General features: G+C 48.1%; 17 protein-coding genes and 1 pseudogene. 6 read left to right on the top strand and 12 right to left on the bottom strand.

The window, feature by feature from the left end; translation table 11 throughout:
• Nucleotides 1–55 precede the first annotated feature (55 nt).
• The 10 genes from ABCW45_RS12085 to ABCW45_RS12040 all read right to left on the bottom strand — a co-directional run bounded on the left by ABCW45_RS12085 (nt 56) and on the right by ABCW45_RS12040 (nt 10,180).
• Nucleotides 56–1,408, bottom strand: coding sequence for a M20/M25/M40 family metallo-hydrolase (locus tag ABCW45_RS12085; RefSeq protein WP_117515790.1), 1,353 nt, complete (start codon nt 1,406–1,408; stop codon nt 56–58).
• Nucleotides 1,409–1,433: 25 nt separating this feature from the next.
• On the bottom strand, nt 1,434–2,156 hold the full coding sequence (locus tag ABCW45_RS12080; protein ID WP_021905225.1) for a thioesterase family protein: 723 nt from the start codon (nt 2,154–2,156) through the stop codon (nt 1,434–1,436).
• A gap of 225 nt (nt 2,157–2,381) precedes the next feature.
• A complete protein-coding gene (gene spoIIID / locus ABCW45_RS12075) occupies nt 2,382–2,663 on the bottom strand; it encodes a sporulation transcriptional regulator SpoIIID (RefSeq protein ID WP_015552650.1) in 282 nt (93 codons plus the stop codon).
• A 267-nt stretch (nt 2,664–2,930) separates the two neighbouring features.
• Nucleotides 2,931–3,461, bottom strand: coding sequence for a cysteine hydrolase family protein (locus tag ABCW45_RS12070; protein ID WP_015552652.1), 531 nt, complete (start codon nt 3,459–3,461; stop codon nt 2,931–2,933).
• Between the two features lie 187 nt (nt 3,462–3,648).
• A complete protein-coding gene (locus ABCW45_RS12065; RefSeq protein WP_343220919.1) occupies nt 3,649–4,488 on the bottom strand; it encodes a class B sortase in 840 nt (279 codons plus the stop codon).
• 122 nt (nt 4,489–4,610) lie between these two features.
• On the bottom strand, nt 4,611–5,966 hold the full coding sequence (locus ABCW45_RS12060) for an MATE family efflux transporter (protein ID WP_117472236.1): 1,356 nt from the start codon (nt 5,964–5,966) through the stop codon (nt 4,611–4,613).
• Between the two features lie 111 nt (nt 5,967–6,077).
• Nucleotides 6,078–7,121: a cytidylate kinase-like family protein gene (locus ABCW45_RS12055; protein WP_117470081.1), complete on the bottom strand. Its 1,044-nt coding sequence runs from the start codon at nt 7,119–7,121 to the stop codon at nt 6,078–6,080.
• A 15-nt stretch (nt 7,122–7,136) separates the two neighbouring features.
• Entirely contained in the window at nt 7,137–8,582 is a 1,446-nt protein-coding gene (locus tag ABCW45_RS12050) for a sodium:proton antiporter (RefSeq protein WP_117470082.1), read from the bottom strand.
• A 421-nt stretch (nt 8,583–9,003) separates the two neighbouring features.
• Nucleotides 9,004–9,312 carry an AzlD domain-containing protein gene (locus ABCW45_RS12045; RefSeq protein WP_117470083.1) on the bottom strand — a complete coding sequence of 103 codons (309 nt, stop codon included), beginning with the start codon at nt 9,310–9,312 and terminating at the stop codon, nt 9,004–9,006.
• Between the two features lie 58 nt (nt 9,313–9,370).
• Complete coding sequence (locus tag ABCW45_RS12040; protein ID WP_117470084.1) at nt 9,371–10,180, bottom strand: AzlC family ABC transporter permease; 810 nt, start codon at nt 10,178–10,180, stop codon at nt 9,371–9,373.
• A gap of 654 nt (nt 10,181–10,834) precedes the next feature.
• On the opposite strand from ABCW45_RS12040, the gene ABCW45_RS12035 reads away from it, so the two are divergent.
• The 6 genes and pseudogenes from ABCW45_RS12035 (at nt 10,835) to ABCW45_RS12015 (ending at nt 15,271) form a co-directional block, all read left to right on the top strand.
• Nucleotides 10,835–11,944: an SLC13 family permease gene (locus ABCW45_RS12035; protein WP_343220918.1), complete on the top strand. Its 1,110-nt coding sequence runs from the start codon at nt 10,835–10,837 to the stop codon at nt 11,942–11,944.
• 240 nt (nt 11,945–12,184) lie between these two features.
• Nucleotides 12,185–12,991 (top strand): enoyl-CoA hydratase/isomerase family protein, encoded by an 807-nt coding sequence (locus ABCW45_RS12030; protein WP_117470086.1) that lies wholly within the window; start codon nt 12,185–12,187, stop codon nt 12,989–12,991.
• A gap of 723 nt (nt 12,992–13,714) precedes the next feature.
• A pseudogene (gene tnpA, locus ABCW45_RS17945) lies at nt 13,715–13,858 on the top strand (IS66 family insertion sequence element accessory protein TnpA); the annotation flags it as partial.
• A 6-nt stretch (nt 13,859–13,864) separates the two neighbouring features.
• Nucleotides 13,865–14,101: a hypothetical protein gene (locus ABCW45_RS12025; RefSeq protein ID WP_015552662.1), complete on the top strand. Its 237-nt coding sequence runs from the start codon at nt 13,865–13,867 to the stop codon at nt 14,099–14,101.
• Nucleotides 14,095–14,454 carry an IS66 family insertion sequence element accessory protein TnpB gene (tnpB, locus tag ABCW45_RS12020; RefSeq protein ID WP_147324196.1) on the top strand — a complete coding sequence of 120 codons (360 nt, stop codon included), beginning with the start codon at nt 14,095–14,097 and terminating at the stop codon, nt 14,452–14,454. Before ABCW45_RS12025 ends, tnpB begins: the two co-directional genes overlap by 7 nt.
• Nucleotides 14,455–15,091: 637 nt before the next feature.
• On the top strand, nt 15,092–15,271 hold the full coding sequence (locus ABCW45_RS12015) for a hypothetical protein (RefSeq protein WP_343220917.1): 180 nt from the start codon (nt 15,092–15,094) through the stop codon (nt 15,269–15,271).
• A 368-nt stretch (nt 15,272–15,639) separates the two neighbouring features.
• On the opposite strand, the gene ABCW45_RS12010 is transcribed toward ABCW45_RS12015, so the two are convergent.
• On the bottom strand, nt 15,640–16,269 hold the full coding sequence (locus tag ABCW45_RS12010; protein WP_015552708.1) for an IS66 family transposase: 630 nt from the start codon (nt 16,267–16,269) through the stop codon (nt 15,640–15,642).
• A gap of 398 nt (nt 16,270–16,667) precedes the next feature.
• On the bottom strand, nt 16,668–17,537 hold the full coding sequence (locus ABCW45_RS12005; protein ID WP_343220916.1) for an isocitrate lyase/PEP mutase family protein: 870 nt from the start codon (nt 17,535–17,537) through the stop codon (nt 16,668–16,670).
• Between the last annotated feature and the right edge of the window lie 118 nt (nt 17,538–17,655).

Below are 17,655 nucleotides of genomic sequence, written 5' to 3'. Positions count from 1 at the left end.
ACTTATATCCCTGGCTCTGAGTTTGTTTTGGTCAGCTTAAAAGATTTTCATATAATTATTTCGCTGTCTCCCCATATCTGGTCAGCAGTTCCATATAGAAGTCGATGCTGTCCGCCAGCTCTTCTACTCCTGTGAACTCGTTCGCTGCATGGACATGATGGTCTTCTCGTGCGTAGATCGTTGAGAAGCGGTATACGCGGTCGCTGAGATCGTAGACGAATCTCGCGTCTGTTCCGCCGAGCATCATCTCCGGACACGGGATCACATCGCCATAGATCTTACCGCTGATCTCAACGAGAAGGTCTTTGATGGCTCCGTCGTACAGGGATGTCGGGGACGCGTTGCTGCCTTTGAGGACGCGCACTTCCACCTCATCCGGCACGATGTCTTCCAGGTGTTTCTTTACGCTCTCAACGGTATCTCCCGTGAGGATACGGCTGTTTACAACTGCGGTGACCTTCGCCGGAAGAATGTTCGCCTGGGCAGATCCGGAAAGCATCGTCGGAACGACGGTGGTGTGGAACATCGCGTCGAGGGCCGGATCTTTCTTAAAGTACGGAACAAGCTTTTCCAGATTCTCATCCGGTTTCTCAAGCAGCTTTGCCAGCTCCGGATTTTCCTTCGCCATATACGGCGCAAGGACCTCGAAGCGGCGTCGGATCGTATCCGTCACGCGATATGGCATCGGATTCTCCTGGATCTCGATCAGTGCCTTTGCAATCATGGTCGTCGCGAAATTCTCGCCCGGGCGGCTGGAGTGTCCGCCTTTTGCGGTGTAGGAGAGTTCAAAGTCCACATATCCTTTTTCGCAGAGGCCAATGGTGCAGAGTCCCTTATCGTCGATTCCGTAATCACTTCCCGGGCGGACTCCGCCGCCTTCGTCAAGGACGGCGCCGAAGCGGATGCCGGTTCCGCGGAGTGTCTCCGCCGGGATCTTTCCGCCTGCGACCTCCTCCATGTATCCGTAGGAAAGGTAAAGGTCATAGTCCGGCCCGTAGCCTTTTTCCAGAAGTGCCTCAACGGCTTCCAGCTGTCCGATCAGGTTGCTCTTGCAGTCACTGGATCCGCGGCCCCAGATCTTTCCATCGGCGATGGTTCCGGAGTATGGCGGATATGTCCACTTTTCAAGGTCGCCTTCCGGGACAACGTCCTGATGCGCCATTAAGAGAAGCGGCGCGGCACCGGATTTTCCGGTTCCTTTCCAGTGATAGAGAAGTCCTGCCTGTCCGGTATGTTCCAGGGTCAGGTGTTTATGTACTAACGGGTATGTTTCCTTTAAATACTCGTGGAACGCGTCAAATTTTGTGTAGTCAGTCAGTGAATTGTCCGCGTTTGATACGGTTGCGAAGCGGACCGCACCCGCAAGGTGTTCCGCGCTGATCTGCGGATCGATGGTGTGTTTTCCCATGTGTCTTCTCTCCTTTGCTGTCGGATTATTCTGCTTTCTTCTCCGCCTTCTCACTCATCGCCTTGGAGTTTACGATAACGCGCAGGTGGGAACCTTCTCCGCACTTGCCTTTTTCATCGTTCACTTCAATGTCGAACCAGAGCTTTCTTCTCTCGATGCTGCGGAGCTTCGCGGTAGCTGTCACTTTCATTCCCACCGGTGTCGGTGCCAGGTGGCGGCAGTGGATCTCCGCGCCGACGGTCGTCTGTCCCTCTTCGAGGTAGGATTTCGCAAGTTCCAGGGCTGCGTCCTCCATAAGAGCCACCATGTTCGGGGTGGAGAGGATCTTGGAACCGGCGCTGCCGATGCGTTTTGCGGTCATGTCATCGGTAACAGTCCATGTGAGGCTGTATGTCGGTGCGTAGAGGTCTGCTTTGTCAGCTAAGATTGCAGCAACAGCTGTGCATGCCGGACAGTCGCAGAATCTCGCGCCCTCTGCCTTGATCTTCTTCGCGTGAGCCTCGATTCCTGCTGCCTTTTCCTCTCCAAAGATCTTCTTCCCATCCTCAGATCCCGCAAAAGCGATCAGGCCGTCGATCGGGATAATATCTGCCGCGATCTCCTCGATCAGCGCCTTTGCTGCCTCGTCCTGTTTCTCTGTATTGACGGCTTCAAGCCATTTGTTTGCAGCTTCCTTTGCCTCCGCACAGCAGGATGGCGCGTTGATAAGTGCTTTAACTTTCTCGATCATTTCCTCTATTTTGCTCATGATTTATTCCTCCGTTCGTTTCTTTCATGTCACTTTTTCTGCCTCTGATAAGGCTGTTCCGGAAGGAATCTTTTCCGGGTTTCCCCTTGCAGAAACAGTCCTGCTCCCATTCTATCGCATGTATTTCGAAAATTCAATCGGATTTTTCCACAGTTTTCAGACCTTTTGTCGATACTGAGATTTTTTCTCTCAAAATATCCGCGGCAATCCGCAGCAATTTCCCTCTCACATCTCCACCCTGCTGCAGGCCTGCAGCTGATGTTCATGCTCGTACTTCTCCTTCGTCGCAAGCCCGCCGCGGATATGCCGCTCCGCCTTGTTGATATCCAGAACCACTCTCGCCTGTGCCGCCAGGGACGGATCGATATGGATCAGACGATCCGTCACATCCTTGTGTACCGTACTCTTTGAGATTCCAAACCGTTTCGCCGTCTGTCTCACCGTCGCATTCTCGTCAATAATATAGTTCGCGATCTGGATCGCCCGTTCTTCAATATATTCCTTCATAGGGTTGCCCCTCGATGATATTTTTACCATCTTATTACAGAATTTGAGAATTTATGCGGGCAAGATTCCTATCCTATATCTCAACGCATTCCCGCGCCGCAGCAGTCTGTATTTTCGCGCAGATGCGTATTCCTGATACGTTATCGTCCTCTGGTATAGCAGTGCATTCCTCGAATTTTCCTATATACAAAAATGTGCAGATATAGGTCCCCTCCATAAAAGGATCTCCATATCTGCACATCATTTCACTCTAAATCTTTAATTTTCTTACTTCACAACGATCTGACAGCTTCTCATGGTCTCTAAAGCCGCCTCATGTCTTTCCCTCGTCACGCCTGCCGCACATGCGGAATCCACGAAGACCGGGGTCTCCGGGAGGAACGCTTTGATGAGGAGTGCGTTTGAAACCACACAGATATCCGTACAGAGTCCCACAAGCTCGATGGACTCGATCGGTGTCTTCTTATTTCTCTCAAGAAGGTCTTCCGCTAACTCCGGACATCCGAAGGTGATCTTCTCATACATCGCCGCGTCGCGCTCCACGAAAATCTTTTCAAGCTCCGGGATCAGGTTCCATCCGTCGGTTCCTTTCATACAGTGGGGAACCGGAAGGAAATGTCCCTCCTGGGTGTCCATATAATTCTCGAAATGTGTGTCCTTCGTAAAGATCAGGTCCCCATCAAACTCTTTTGCCTTCTTTACAACAGCCGGGACGATCGCCTCCGCGTCCTTGCTGCCGAGACTTCCGTTCACAAAATCCTTCTGCATATCCACAACGATCAAAATCTTCTCTGCCATAGCTCATCTTCCTTTCTCCGAATCCGGATCTGTCTTAGGTCGAGGATACCCCAGGCCACCTGCCCTGTCAAGCGTTTTTCCGGATCAGCAGCAAAATGCCCCTGAGTTTCCACCCAGAAGGCATTTTTCTTTTCCCTGCACGGCCCGCATCCCATTGATCGCGGACCTGCGCGATAGCAGCTTATATTTACGGCTCCGCAACCCGTCTCGCCGCCACCACAAACCGTCCATTTTTCGTATGGTAGCTGCATGTGGACAGCATCAGGATCTGATCCTCATACTCCGGGACGATCTCCGTGTCGTAGTCGGAATGTCCTCTGAGCCAGTTCACCAGCTCATCGTATTCCTCCTCCGGAATATCCCCGTCGTAGCGGTAATACCGGAATCCATCCTCATCTTCATAGAGCACCTGCGTCTCCACCGCCGCAAAGACCTCATAAGTCCGCGGTTCTCCGTCGACGTAAAAACGGACGAGCGGATGTTCTTTCCAGTAATCAGCCTTTTTGTAGGAATCAAGGGTTCCGAATATGGACCCGTTTTTCATGTTGTGCCCATAGATGATCAGACACTTCGTGTCCACGCCGGATGCCTCGCCGAGAAACGGGGTTCCGCCAAATGACTTGGAACCATCAAAGACCCTGTGGAGGTAATATTCCGGATCAGACTCCCGGTCCACCACCGGGTAATCGATCCTTGTATCCGGGATCCTGATCCAACCGACGTAATCGGGATTCTCATTCTTAAGCGCCGCGTATCCGGCAGCCTCCTTTAAGAGTTCTGCCCACTCCGCCGCTTTCTCCTGATCCGTTGTCTCCCCGGCACTCTCCGTCAGATCTGCCGGAGCTTTTTCCTCCGCGTACTCCGCCGCCAGCTTACTCAGGCTGTCGAACGCGTCCGCCTCCTTTTTTGCCGCCAGGTAATCCCGGCCCGCCATAAAGGCGGAGACGCAGAACACCGCGCCGAACACCAGGATTCCTAATTTGTACCACCATGGGCTTTTTTTCTGTTTCTTCTTTCCTTCTGCCATCAGCTCTTTCTCCTTCTGTCAGAGTGCTCCTTTCCGAGTATCCGTGCCAGAAGACCAGTGAGGGAAATTCCCGCAAGTAAAAACCACAGATAGCCATGTGTCACATCACCAGTCTCAGGAACCTAAGTTGTCTTTTCCTTAAGCTCTCTCCCGATCTTTTTTATCACAAAGAGATACGAGACGCCCGTAAATACCGCCGCAGCGATCCATGCCGCCGGATCGGCGAAACAGGCGAGCGGATAGCTCAAAAGCTTCATCGCCGCCATGGAGACAATCAGTCTCGCGATGAGCTCCGATACACCTCCCATCATCGGCAGAAAGCCATATCCGCAGCCCTGCATGATATTGCGGAAAATAAAGATCGTGCAGAGCGGCAGGAAAAACATCGCAGTCATATAGCAGTAAGTCTCCGCCCATGGCATCATCGCTGAAATATCCACGTCCCCGGTAAAGAAAAGTCCGAGACATGGTCTGAGCAGCGCACACATGAGTAATGCTACTGTGACGGAATACACAAACTCCGCAAGAAGCGCTGCCTTTACCCCTGCCTTGATCCGCTTTACATCCCCGCATCCGTAGTTCTGTCCGCCGTAGGTCGCCATCGTCTGTCCCATGGCGATCATGCCCTGGATCACAAGACTCTGGAGCTTCGCCGCAGCCGTGTAAGCCGCAACTGCCACGGAACCGAAGAGGTTGATAGCGGACTGCATGATCATGGTTCCCGACGCTGTGATCGCGAACTGAAACGCCATGGGAATCCCGGCCGCAAGCTGGTTTCTCGTGTCGCTTCCGTGGATCTTCCAGTGTTCCCTCTCCGGCTTTAAGGATGGAACCTTCACCCAGATATATCCCGCGCAGAGCACCGCCGAGATCGCCTGGGACAGATTTGTCGCCCAGGCTGCTCCTGCCACACCCATGCCGCCGCGGATGATAAAAAGCAGATCCAGACCCACGTTCAGGCAGGCGGAAAATATCAGGAAAAAGAGTGGGATCTGACTGTTTCCCACCGCCCGCAGATAGGAGGAAAACAGGTTGTAGAAGATATTTGCCGTGAGTCCGACGCTGATTCCCATGATATACGTGTAGGCGTCCTGAAAGATATCTGACGGCGTATTCATCAGGTGCAAAAGCGGGTTCATGATCGCCACACAGACCAGTGTCAGGATGACCGCTGCGATCACCGCCAGGATCATTCCGTTTGCCACGCTGCGTTTCACACCTTTTTCATCCCCTGCCCCATACCGTTGGGCGGTAAGGATCGAAAAACCGGCAGTGATTCCCTGAGCAAAGCCGGTCGCCAGAAACATGATCGTTCCGGTGGAGCCGACCGCCGCCAGCGCCCCGGCACCGACGCAGCGGCCGACGATGATCGTGTCCGCCATATTATAAAGCTGCTGAAAGATATTTCCGATCACCAATGGAATCGTAAATTGCAAAATCACCGGCAGCGGTTTTCCTTTTGTCATATCGAGCTGCATGCTGTTGATCCTTTCTTTTTACATAAAAATGCCTGACTGATATCAGCCAGGCATCAAAATCATAATTTGTCATGTCCGGCAAACAGGCCGGCAGCACATTTCATTTGGGGATCATTCCGATTTTTTCTTATCCTTATCGCGACCGATCATTCTCAGAATAAAATCGACAGTACCGTCAATTCCGTAGCTTGCGCTGTTGATGCATAGATCGTAGTTATTCGCGTTTCCCCAGCTTCTTCCGGTATAAAAATTGTAATAATGCGCATGTTTTTTGTCAAGTTTTTTCAGGAAATGGCGCGCTTTTTTCCGGTCTAATCCGGAGTTTACCTCGATCGCGCGCTGGATCCTCTGCTCGATCGGTGCAGTGATATAGATACTGATATGCGGAATACCGTTGTTCGTTAAGATCGCATCGGCACAGCGGCCCATGATAATAAAGTCTTCCTTTTTCGCCATATCACAGATCAGGTCGCTCTGGTTGAAGAAGACGGCATCCTGACGGTTCAGGCCGTGGTAACGGCTGAAATATTTGATATGATCCTTCAGGGACATATGGGTCACTGCCTCAAACTCGCTCGCCGGACTCTGCTGCAGTTCCTCAGAGACGTGGGCATATCCCGCCGCGTCACGGATCGTCTTATCTTTCTCCGCGTCGAGGCGTTTTAATACTGCCGCGAAAATATCGGCATCGTAGTAGTTAATATGAAGCTTATCCGCAAGCTTGAAGCCGACATCGATTCCGCCGCTTCCGTATGTCCAGCTGATGCAGATAATCAGATGGTCGTCGTTGGAGAAACGGTTCGCTACGTTGAAGCTGTTTAACTTCGCGAGGATCGGGTCGATCACATCGCCGCTGGCGAAGCTTGTCGGAAGGCTCATGACCTCATTGAGGATGCGGTTGTACTCGGTCATACACATCGCGCGTTCTTCTTTATCCTCGATGGTACGGGCCATGTTCGCGATCAATCCAAGCTCGCTGCGGACTAAATGTCCCTGCGGTCTTGTGGTCAGAAGCTCTGTGAGCTCATTCACACAGCGCTCTCTGTCACGGTTGAAAACACGTCCCAGGGAGGAACCCAGGTGGACATAGACCTCCGCGTCCAGATCGTAGATATGTTCTGCCAGTTCTTTGATTTCTTCTTTCGTTGCAGCCATATTTCCTCCCCCTTCCTATAAAAAGAATACCAGAGTATCCACAATGAATACCGGAACAAGAATTCCAAAGGACCAGATCAGATATCCGAAGAATGAAGGCATCCGGATACCGTTCTCATCCGCAATGGATTTGACCATGAAGTTCGGCGCGTTACCGATATATGTATTCGCACCCATAAATACAGCACCACAGGAGATCGCTTCCAGCATCTTGACCGGAACGGTTCCGAGGGCCGTCACCATGCCCTGTGACAATCCTAAGGCGCCTGCTGTTGTCAGGAATACCAGATAGGTCGGCGTATTGTCGAGGAAGCTGGATAACAGACCGGTCGCCCAGAACATCTCAAACGGTTCTGTGATCCCAAGCTCCGCTCCGTTTGCCTTTAAGATCATAAGCGCCGGCTGCATCGTAATAAAGATACCGACGAAGAGAACTGCGACCTCGTGGATCGCGCCCCAGGTAAAGTGGTTCTCTCGGCGGATCGATCCATCCGTCGTCTTAAAGGACAGAAATGCGGATACAAGGATGATCACACACTCAATGATCGCCGGATAGGATAATGTAACTTCTCCGAATACATGAATCCCGAGGACATTTCCTGCGGCATCCTGAAACATCGGCATGGACGGCAGGGTACCGCTTAAGATAACGGCGATCACGATCATAATGATAAAGATCAGGTTGTGGCTGCCGCGGATCTTCACCTCAGTACCAGGTTTGCTGATATCCGGCTTTAAGCCTGCCGCGATATCTTTTCTATATGCCTTCATATCAAAATGATAGAAGATGAACAGCAGGATGATCATATTGAAGATCAGGATCGGTAAAAGCTTTAAGCTCCAGAAGAACGGGACGCCCCGCATGAATCCCATGAGCAGAGGCGGATCTCCGATCGGAGTCAGGCAGCCGCCCATGTTGGACACCATAAAGATAAAGAAGATCACGATGTGGCGTCTTCTCTTTCTCCACGCGTTCATCTTGATGATCGGACGGATCATCAGCATACTGGCACCGGTGGTTCCGATCCAGCTGGATAACAGGGTTCCGAGTGCCAGAAGTCCCACATTGATCCTCGGGGAACCAGCGAGATCACCTGACAGGGTAATATTACCGGACACACAGAACAATCCAAAAAGAAGGACGATGAATGTCAGGTAGTCGTTTATGATACATTCCAGTGTCGTCTCCGCTGCCTTCGGCACACCGTACTTCACGGCGAACGGGATCAGGAACAGCAGGGACCAGAACACGACCGCATGCGGCTGGTGCGCCTCCCACCACTCTGCTTTCACAAGCGGAAGGACCGCGATGCAGAGCAGGAGTCCTGCAAATGGAATACAAAGCCATAACGGCGTCTGTGCTGCCGCCCCGGCAGCCTCTGGTTCTGCCGCAAGCGCTGTAACTGCAGTCTGGTTTAAGACCGCCAGAAGTCCTGCGCAGAATGCAAATAATTTCTTCATGGGTAAACCTCCATGTAATCAGCTTTTATGAGCCATTACTCTTTTTTTTCGCTCAACACGGCTACTGATTATAACAACTTTCCCGCACAAATACAAGTACGATTCTTCCAAATAATTGCCAAATTTCCGCGTAGAAAATCAGCATTTTTGCCAAAATGGAATATATTTCGTATTGTGAAATTTCAGACAATGGGATTTTATCTCATTTATTTTACAACGTTAAAGCATTGGTCTGGGATACCGCCGCATTCCGTTTTTCTACGCCATGTACTGCTTTTTTTTCTTGGTTTTTCACGCCCTGCGAGAATGCCGTAATCGGTCTTCTATAAAGTAAAAAAGCAGCACGGTCATTTGATTGATGGATGATCAGATACCGAAACTGCTTTTGTTTTATTTAATATATGTGTTTTATGTATTTTTACTACACTAAGAAAAATTCCGTAATGAATACCATCGCGCAGCAGATCACCGCAACGGACAGGAGACTTCTTCCGCACCATGCCGCGATGATTCCGATGACCAGCGCCAGCGCCGCCGACACCGTACTGTTTGTGGCGGAGAGGATCGCCGGAAACGTCATAACAGCTAACGTCACATATGGGACGTAATATAAGAATGACTGGATAAACTGATTTTTGATCGGTTTCCGGATCAATGTGAGCGGCAGGACACGGATCATGTAAGAGACACCCGCCATCACCGCAATATAGAGATAAATATTCTTTTCCATGTTTTTTCTGTGTTCCTTCTTAATTTAACAAGACAATTTTCAAAAACTTCTTTTTCTTTTAAGCGCCCTGTTTTGCCGCGTCTGCAGAATGGACATGAGTTTCTTCCGTTGTTTCCTTGGAAGTATCAGCCGCGCTGTCCTCTGCCGGATGCGGGAAGAGAATCGCTGCTGCGGATGAGAGCACAACAGTCAGAATGATCGTTCTCGTGCCGCTGGAGATCGATGAGATCCCCGGCAGATGCTCCGCAAGGTAGCTTGCCGCGAAGCTGATGGCGATGAGCCCTGCAAGGATGCGGCTCTTTCTCGCCGGTGGAATTATGATCGCAAGGAACATTCCGTAGAGTGCCACGCTGAAGGCGCTCACAAGACGCCACGGCATCAGATTACCTGCCAGCGCACCGAGGGCTGTTCCGACAGCCCAGCCGGGAAGTGCTAATGCGATTGCCCCGTACATATACCAGGGATTTAAGCAGCCCGGTCTTGCAATCGTAATTCCGAACAGCTCATCGGTAATATCAAATGCCATGAGAAGCCTGTGGAAAAACGGCATATCCGGATCCATTCTCTGGCTCATGGCACAGCTCATCAGTAAATATCTCGCGTTCGCGATCAGTGTCACGATCGCCATCTCAATATACGCTGCCCCCGCGGCGATCATCGTAAAGCCCGCGTATTCCCCTGCGGACGCGTTGCAGAGTGCGCTTGTGATCATTCCCTGAATCGGTGTCATCCCGACATTCCGCGCCACGATTCCCAGTGAAAAAGATACCGCAAAATACCCGAGCGCGATCGGCACCCCATCCCGGGCTCCATCCCGGAATGCCCGCCGGTTTCCAACACTGGCGATTGAAAACTTGTTGTTCCCCATAATATTCCTCCCTCAAACAGAAACAGCAGACATCCTGTCCTGTTTATGCGCTGCCATTCCGCGTAAATTAGCGGCACCCAGGAATTTTCATCCAGAGCTGCCGCTTTCCATTATTCTGACATCATTGTCGATACGGGCATGAAAGAAGCCCAAACAGTAACTGATTTTGCCGATGCTTCGCATTCCAAATCGGCAAAATCCACTGCCACCACTGTATTGTACGGAATTTTCAGGTCAGAAAATTCCTACCTGTGTGCAATGACCAAACATGTACAGTATACTCTTCTTCTTTACATTCGTAAAGCCACTGTTTATAATAATTACAGAAGTTTTGCGGTTGGTTACTGTTCACGCCTTGCGCAAACAGTAACTGATTTTGCCGATGCTTCGCATTCCAAATCGGCAAAATCCACTACCACCACTGTATTGTACGGAATTTTCAGTTCAGAAAATTCCTACCCGTGTACAGTAACACGGTTGTTCCTATCCCGCGAGGATACGCAGTGACTCTGATAGGATTTGTCAGCTTCGCTGACCAGAATCACGCGCCAGGTCTCTCGGATGTTCGACTTGAATTGCAGGGCGGCACTTTGTATACAGTTTTTCTGTCTTCTGCCGCATGCATGATATTTATATAAGGAAGGAAATCGATCCATGTCATTCATAAAAAAAGAACCAGTCCTTTCCGCGGCAGCGGTTCTGGCGGTCCTCTCCATGTTTTTTGTCGCTCCGTCACCGGAGTATCTGACTTACATTGACTTCCGCACTCTGGCACTCCTCTTCTCCCTGATGACGGTGGTCGCCGGGCTGAAGGAGATCGGTCTGTTCCGTTATCTCGGATCATCCCTGCTCGCCGGAATGCATTCCACACGCCGGCTTGCCTTCACCCTGACAGCACTCTGCTTTTTCTCCAGCATGCTGATCACGAACGACGTGTCCCTGATCACATTTGTCCCGTTTTCCATCCTGATCCTCAATATGGCTGGACTTCCGGAACTCATGATCCCTGTGATCGTCCTTCAGACCATCGCCGCGAACCTCGGCAGTATGGCAACACCCATCGGGAATCCACAGAACCTGTATCTCTACTCTTCCTTTGGTCTCTCTGCCGGTGAGCTTGTGGGATACATGCTGCCGTTAACGGTACTCTCAGCCCTGCTGCTTGTAGCTGCCGTTTTTCTGCTGAAAAATAAAGCCATCACCCTCAGCCGGACCTCCCTTCACCAGGACGGCTGTCCCACGAAGACTTCTCTGATCTTCTATCTGGCGCTTTTTCTCGTCTGTCTGGGCTGCGTCGTTCGGATCTATTCCTGGCCGGTCATGTTTTTCATCATCCTGGCCGCTGTTCTCATAAGGGACCGCTCGTTGTTTATCCGGGTCGACTACTTTCTGCTCCTGACATTCGTCTGCTTTTTTATCTTTATCGGCAATATGGAACGGATCCCTGCGATCTCCGGACTCCTCACGAAGCTGATCTCCGGTCATGAATTTCCGGCAGGTGTTCTCTTAAGCCAGTGCATCAGCAATGTCCCCGCGGCAATCCTGCTCTCCGGCTTTACCGGTGCGGTGCGTCCTCTGCTTTTTGGTGTGAATGTCGGCGGTCTTGGGACCCTGATCGCATCCATGGCAAGCGTGATCTCCTACCGGGCCTACGCTGGGATTCCGGAAGCAAAGTCCGGAACGTACATGATGGTATTCACCCTTTACAATCTCATATTTCTCATAATTATGTGCGCGGCGGGGTGGATGCTGCTCTCTCTGTAAATCAAGTGTGCGGATGGTTCAATCATTACGTCTGTAACAGAATTTCATATTGTGATATAGAATGCAATACTTTTTCGCTTTGTGATATTGTTCAGGATTTTTCGATTCTGGACAATATTTTTTTGCAAATTTTACGTTAAAACCAGTTTCAAGGGCTTGACATTCTGCGTAAAATTCCATATAATGAAATCAGTTCCACAATATGGTATATTGAGAGAGTAAATAGGGAGGAGATATTCTATGGCAGACTTGATCTACGAAGTACACAACCACCTTGCACGCATCACACTGAATCGTCCGAAGCAGCTCAACTGTTTCAGCGAGGAGATGATCCGTCTCTGGACAGAAGCGTTGGAAGATGTCCGTGACAACGATGATGTATATGCACTTCTGCTTTCCGGAAACGGAAAAGCGTTCTGCGCAGGCGGTGACGTCAAGGCAATGGCAGCCGGTGACGGATTCTTCGAAAGTCATGAAGATATCTCCTCCACAGCCCTCGCAAGAAAGAATTCACTCTGGAAGGGAATCCAAAGAATTCCGCTTCTTTTAGAAGAAATCGATAAACCGGTGGTTGCCAAGATCCATGGTGCCGCAGTCGGTGCCGGTCTTGACATGGCTCTCATGTGCGATGTGCGGATCGCCGGGGAGAGTGCTTCCATGTCGGAAAGCTATTTTAATGCCGGAATTGTACCTGGTGACGGCGGAGCATATTTCCTGCCCCGTCTCGTCGGCCGGGACAAAGCTTTAGACCTGTTCTGGACAGCCCGGACCTTAAAGGGAAAAGAAGCCGCGGATATGGGTCTCGTTACCCACTGCGTCCCGGATGCGGAGCTTGACGCATTTGTGGAGCAGTATATGGAGAAGCTTCTGGCAGCGCCGCAGCAGGCTATGCGCCTCACAAAACGCGCAGTCGTACAGGGTGAGCAGAGTTCTCTGCGCGCCTCCTTAGATCTTATCTCCTCTTTCATGGGAATCGTCACCGAACTCGACGACTACCGTCAGAGGACCAGCGCCCTCGTTGCGAAAATGCAGCAGAAAGCGCAGTAAAACAGCCCATCAACAAACCTGAAAATAGAAAACCCATCACACAAGAAAAAGCTGTCCCTCGCGGGCAGCTTTTTCTTGTGGTCGCAATTCCCCGCCAGGATATTTTTTCGTAGTTTTCCGATTCACCGCTTCGCCGACCTGCTTACGGCCTTTCGGAGATCCTTCTGCCTCAGCTCTCCTGTCCGCGCTTATTGGGATCCGCTTCGTGCTTGGAAATTCCGGAAAAAATGGCTATCGTCGGTGCCGTTATCGTCCTCACAGCCGTGTCCGTGCGATCTGTTTACAGAATCTGGTCGGAGGATCATGACTGGACAGCAGCCCAGATATCATAGTAATTATCGCGAAATTTTTCTAAGGGGAATTTAAGGTTAAATTCCTTGAGAAGATGACGGAATGCAGAAACGGAAAGTTTGGAACGTTGTTGATAAAAAGCAGATCCGGTAGGAACCGAGGAATCATACTCAAAAAATTTAAGAAGTTCATGATTTAGACTTCCGCTTTCCATGGAAATAATCAGACGCATCATTTTCTTAAAATCAAGTTTGCGTTTGCGGATAAAATCTTTACCTGGATTGTAAGCGATGAATAACCTGCCGTCTTTTCATCAGCCAAGATCTGTGTAACAATCATTCTAATGAGTTTGGACAGTGGACAAGTTTGGTTCAAATCTGGACACATCCTGTCTAACACACTCATAATACACAGGAATGGAGTTGGGCAAGAATGGTTCAAAGACACCCAAGACGTACGGATCAGGAATGGATGGCGCTGATTCAGGAATGCCGCACCAGTGGTCTTACAGATAAAGCATGGTGTGAGCAACATCACATACAACGCAGCAACTTTTACTATCATATCCGGAGATTTCGAAGCATGGCTTGTGAAATACCAGATAATCCGATGTCTTCCTGCCCGGAACAGCATGAAGTTGTGGCAATTGATTTTTCTGGTGCTGATACGGTTGCAGTAGGTGAGCAACTTCCTGATCGTACCACTGTTTCCGCCCCGGCCATTCGTTTGGTCTTTTCTGGTTTTTCTGTGGAAATCCAGAATTCGGCAGCCTGCGAAACGATTCGAAACACAATCGCAGCGCTGCAGCAACTGTGTTAGGCGAACTGTCCGGCGTAGCAAAGATTTTTATCATTACCGGCCGGACAGATATGCGAAAAAGCTTTGATGGATTGATGGCCATTATTCGCGATACTTATAAGCTGGATCCTTATGCCAACGCGCTCTATCTGTTTTGCGGCAGGGACAGTCGGAAGTTAAAAGCACTCCATTATGACAAAGATGGATTTGTTCTCTACCAGAAACGTCTGGATGAGAATGGTCGTTTCCAATGGCCACGCAATGCTTCGGAAGCAAGGCTTTTAACCAGGCAGGAATTCCGCTGGCTGATGGAAGGCCTTGCAATCGACCAGCCAAAAGTCATCCGTCCTTCTAAAGAAAAGAAGGATTTCTGATTTTTGTCTAAAAAGCCGAAATTAAAAAACTTTTTTACTAGAAAAAATGAGGCTTTTTGCAATTATCCACAAGCTTTCGTGGATGCAAAAACTTATTCGTGTAATTCTGGTTTGATGTTTACGTGGATGTGGATAAGTAATCGCAAATAGCTCTGATTTTTCTATTTTCGCTTCAACTTCAGCATTGTGACTTATCGTCAAAATGACGGTGCTATTTTCCGTCCGATTTGCCAAAATCAGTGGAGGATTCAACAGGTAGAAATGACATCTTTCTCTAAGTCTGCTAGAAGCTGTTCCGCATTGATTAGAAAATTATTTAAGCCCAGTTTGGACAAAAGAAATCGAGATTACGTTTATTACTATACTTTAAAGAAAAAAATAAACAGACTATCAAAAATAACCCGGTTCAATTATAAATCTTGTAGCTTATATGTTTTATATTTTCTTACGATTTCTTACATATCGATAAAATGCATTGTGTATTCACTCGCCCAATGATAATATCAAGACATAAAACGAATAATTTAAAAATAACGCCATTGTTTTTAGATAATTATATTTAACAAGAGGAGATGATGCCATTGAATACATAAATCATTGTAACATATTAAATAAAAATTCTAAATGAGGTGATTCTATGATAAAAAACAAGTGTTTTAAATCTTCTATTGCCGCACTAAGTATTATTTCTTTGTCTGTAATGTCAACATTTGTAGCTATGGCGACGTCACAAAACGATAGCGATTCATCAGTACTGATGAAAAATGTTGTTGAATCAGATACCAATATCCTTTCAAATGATTACAGGGTTAATTAGCATAATAGTACCACTCCTTTTTAATTCAATTTTTATTGGACTTGTAAGTCTCTTCTTTTTCATTTGTTGTGTTTTATTAATGACAAGAAAAGGGACATCATTCTTTCGATATCTAATGTATACATATGTTATCATTTGCTTACTATTTTTTACTTTTTTGCTATGGTGTGTAATTGGTTTTGGTAATAACACCCCCAAAGCTGCTCCTGTTCCATATTATATATAGAAAATAAGTTTCATCCAAAAGAGGGCTGTCGCCTAGCAATATTTGCTAATACGGCAGCCCTGCTTTATGTCAAAATGATATCGAAAATTAAACGCTCCATAGCAAGTACTGAACCAGTCAAAAGCCGCTTTTGCGGCTTGGCTTAATTGATCTTCTTTGGTTTTCGAATACTCTCCGGCAAATTTTTTGACCACGGGATCAGATCATCTAAGAAAGATCGGTCTGTATCATCCATATGTTTCGGAATCTCTGTCAGAAGATATTCAAAGTACTCATATGGCTTTAAATTATTCGCTTTTGCTGTTTCTGCAATGCTGTAAATGATATCGGATGATTTTGCACCATTGATGGTATCGATCATCTGCCAGTTTTTCTTACCGACACAGAATCCGCGGATCGCACGCTCGGATGCATTATTGTCCATTGGAACATCCCCATCGGTCAGGAAAACCCGGAGGTATTTTTCCTGATTTAATACATAAATGAAAGCTTCCCTCAGTTTTTCCGTACCGACTTCATTTTCGTGTTGTTTCAGGTACACAAATAAAGCATCTACCAGTGGTTTTACAACCACCTGACGCTGAACAAGTCTTTCTTTTGATGAAAGTTCTTTGAGTTTTCCTTCCTCCCGGTAGATCGCCTGGATCTGCTTTATGATCAGGAACGAATCGGCACTGACTTTTTCCAATTGCTCCTGCTGGTTCAAAAACATCTGGATCAGCATAGACTTGTCAACGCTATTTAGTTGTTCTTCTGTGTACTTGATCGCCATGGCAGGAACTCCTTTTCTTCATGAGTTCATTGTACCAGATTTTTACAGTTTCTGCCACCTGGCGGCTGTTTCCCTTTCGTCATTATGACGGTGGATAACAATACAGAACATCTGGGATATTTCCATGAAATTCCAGATGCTCTGTACTGCTATCCACAAATCCAGTGTATATTTTTTCGAAAAATCGTGTGGTTCGATTTTTGAGGATCGGATGCTGTGGATAAATGCAGTAAAACGAAACGAACGCTTTTTCATCGGTGAAACAGTGGAAATTTTTTCTCTATAATGCACAAATACTACATCAATCTTTTTGGATTGTCATTTGGGCGTATTGGATGTTTCGGTATGTCATTCAGACACTCCTTTCTGAGCAATCAGCTTTTCTCCTGTATATCTCCTCATTCGTTATAATATGGTGTATACTTTTCTACCAGTGAAAACTGTCCCATCATGCGATGAATCTTCGTTGGCGGATTTGTCATTTTGTCTCTCACTGCAAGCGTTGTTCCCTGTTCTGCCAATGCCCCAAGAACATCAATCATTCCCTGCGCTGCTGCCAGCATGGCGGAGATTGGAAATAAACCAATACGGTAATTTAATGCCTTGACCTGCTCTGTAGGAAGTCCGCCGACAAATCCTTTCTCATTCAGATTTACCATAAGCGGAATTTTGGCTTCTCTGGAAATCTTTTCCAGATTCTCCACGGACTTGATTCCATCCACATATGCATAATCGGCGCCGCACTCCTTCGCAAGATTGATTCTTCTGATTGCTTCATCGACACCAAAATCATACAACTCTGCGCACGTACGGTAGATAATCACAAAGTCATCAGAAACTGCAGTTCTCACAGCTTTGATCTTTGGTCCCATTAACTCCCAATCGATGATCTCATTTTTAGCCGGATGATTGGCTGGAAGAACTTTATCATCAATCTGAAGTCCTGCCGCTCCAAACTGCTCATACATAGCTCCGGTGTTTGCCGCCTGAATTGCATTTCCAAATCCATTGTCCGCATCTGCAATCAGTGGAGCATGAACAGATGACACAATATGTTGGATCGCTGTTCCAAATTCTGCCAGACTCAAAAATCCAAAATCCGGGCGTCCTAATACGCTGTAGGCAAGTGCTCCACCGGAAAGAAATAATGCCTGAAATCCTGCTTCCTCTGCAATCTTAGCAGAAAGGCAATCATATACACCCGGAAGTGTCAAAAAAGATGTCTCACTTAAAATTTTTCTTAATTCTTTTGCATGTTCGTTCTGCATAATCAACTCTCCTATCTGTCATATTGTCTTTTTGTTAATAAGCACTTACGAAACGCGTTTTCGTTAAAATGACTATTTTTATGTCATTTATTGTCTTTTGATGTACATATTATACGAT

This window comes from Pilosibacter fragilis, assembly GCF_032490495.1.
Taxonomy (GTDB): Bacteria; Bacillota; Clostridia; order Lachnospirales; family Lachnospiraceae; genus Pilosibacter; species Pilosibacter fragilis.
This window is presented reverse-complemented; position numbering and strand designations above follow the sequence as displayed.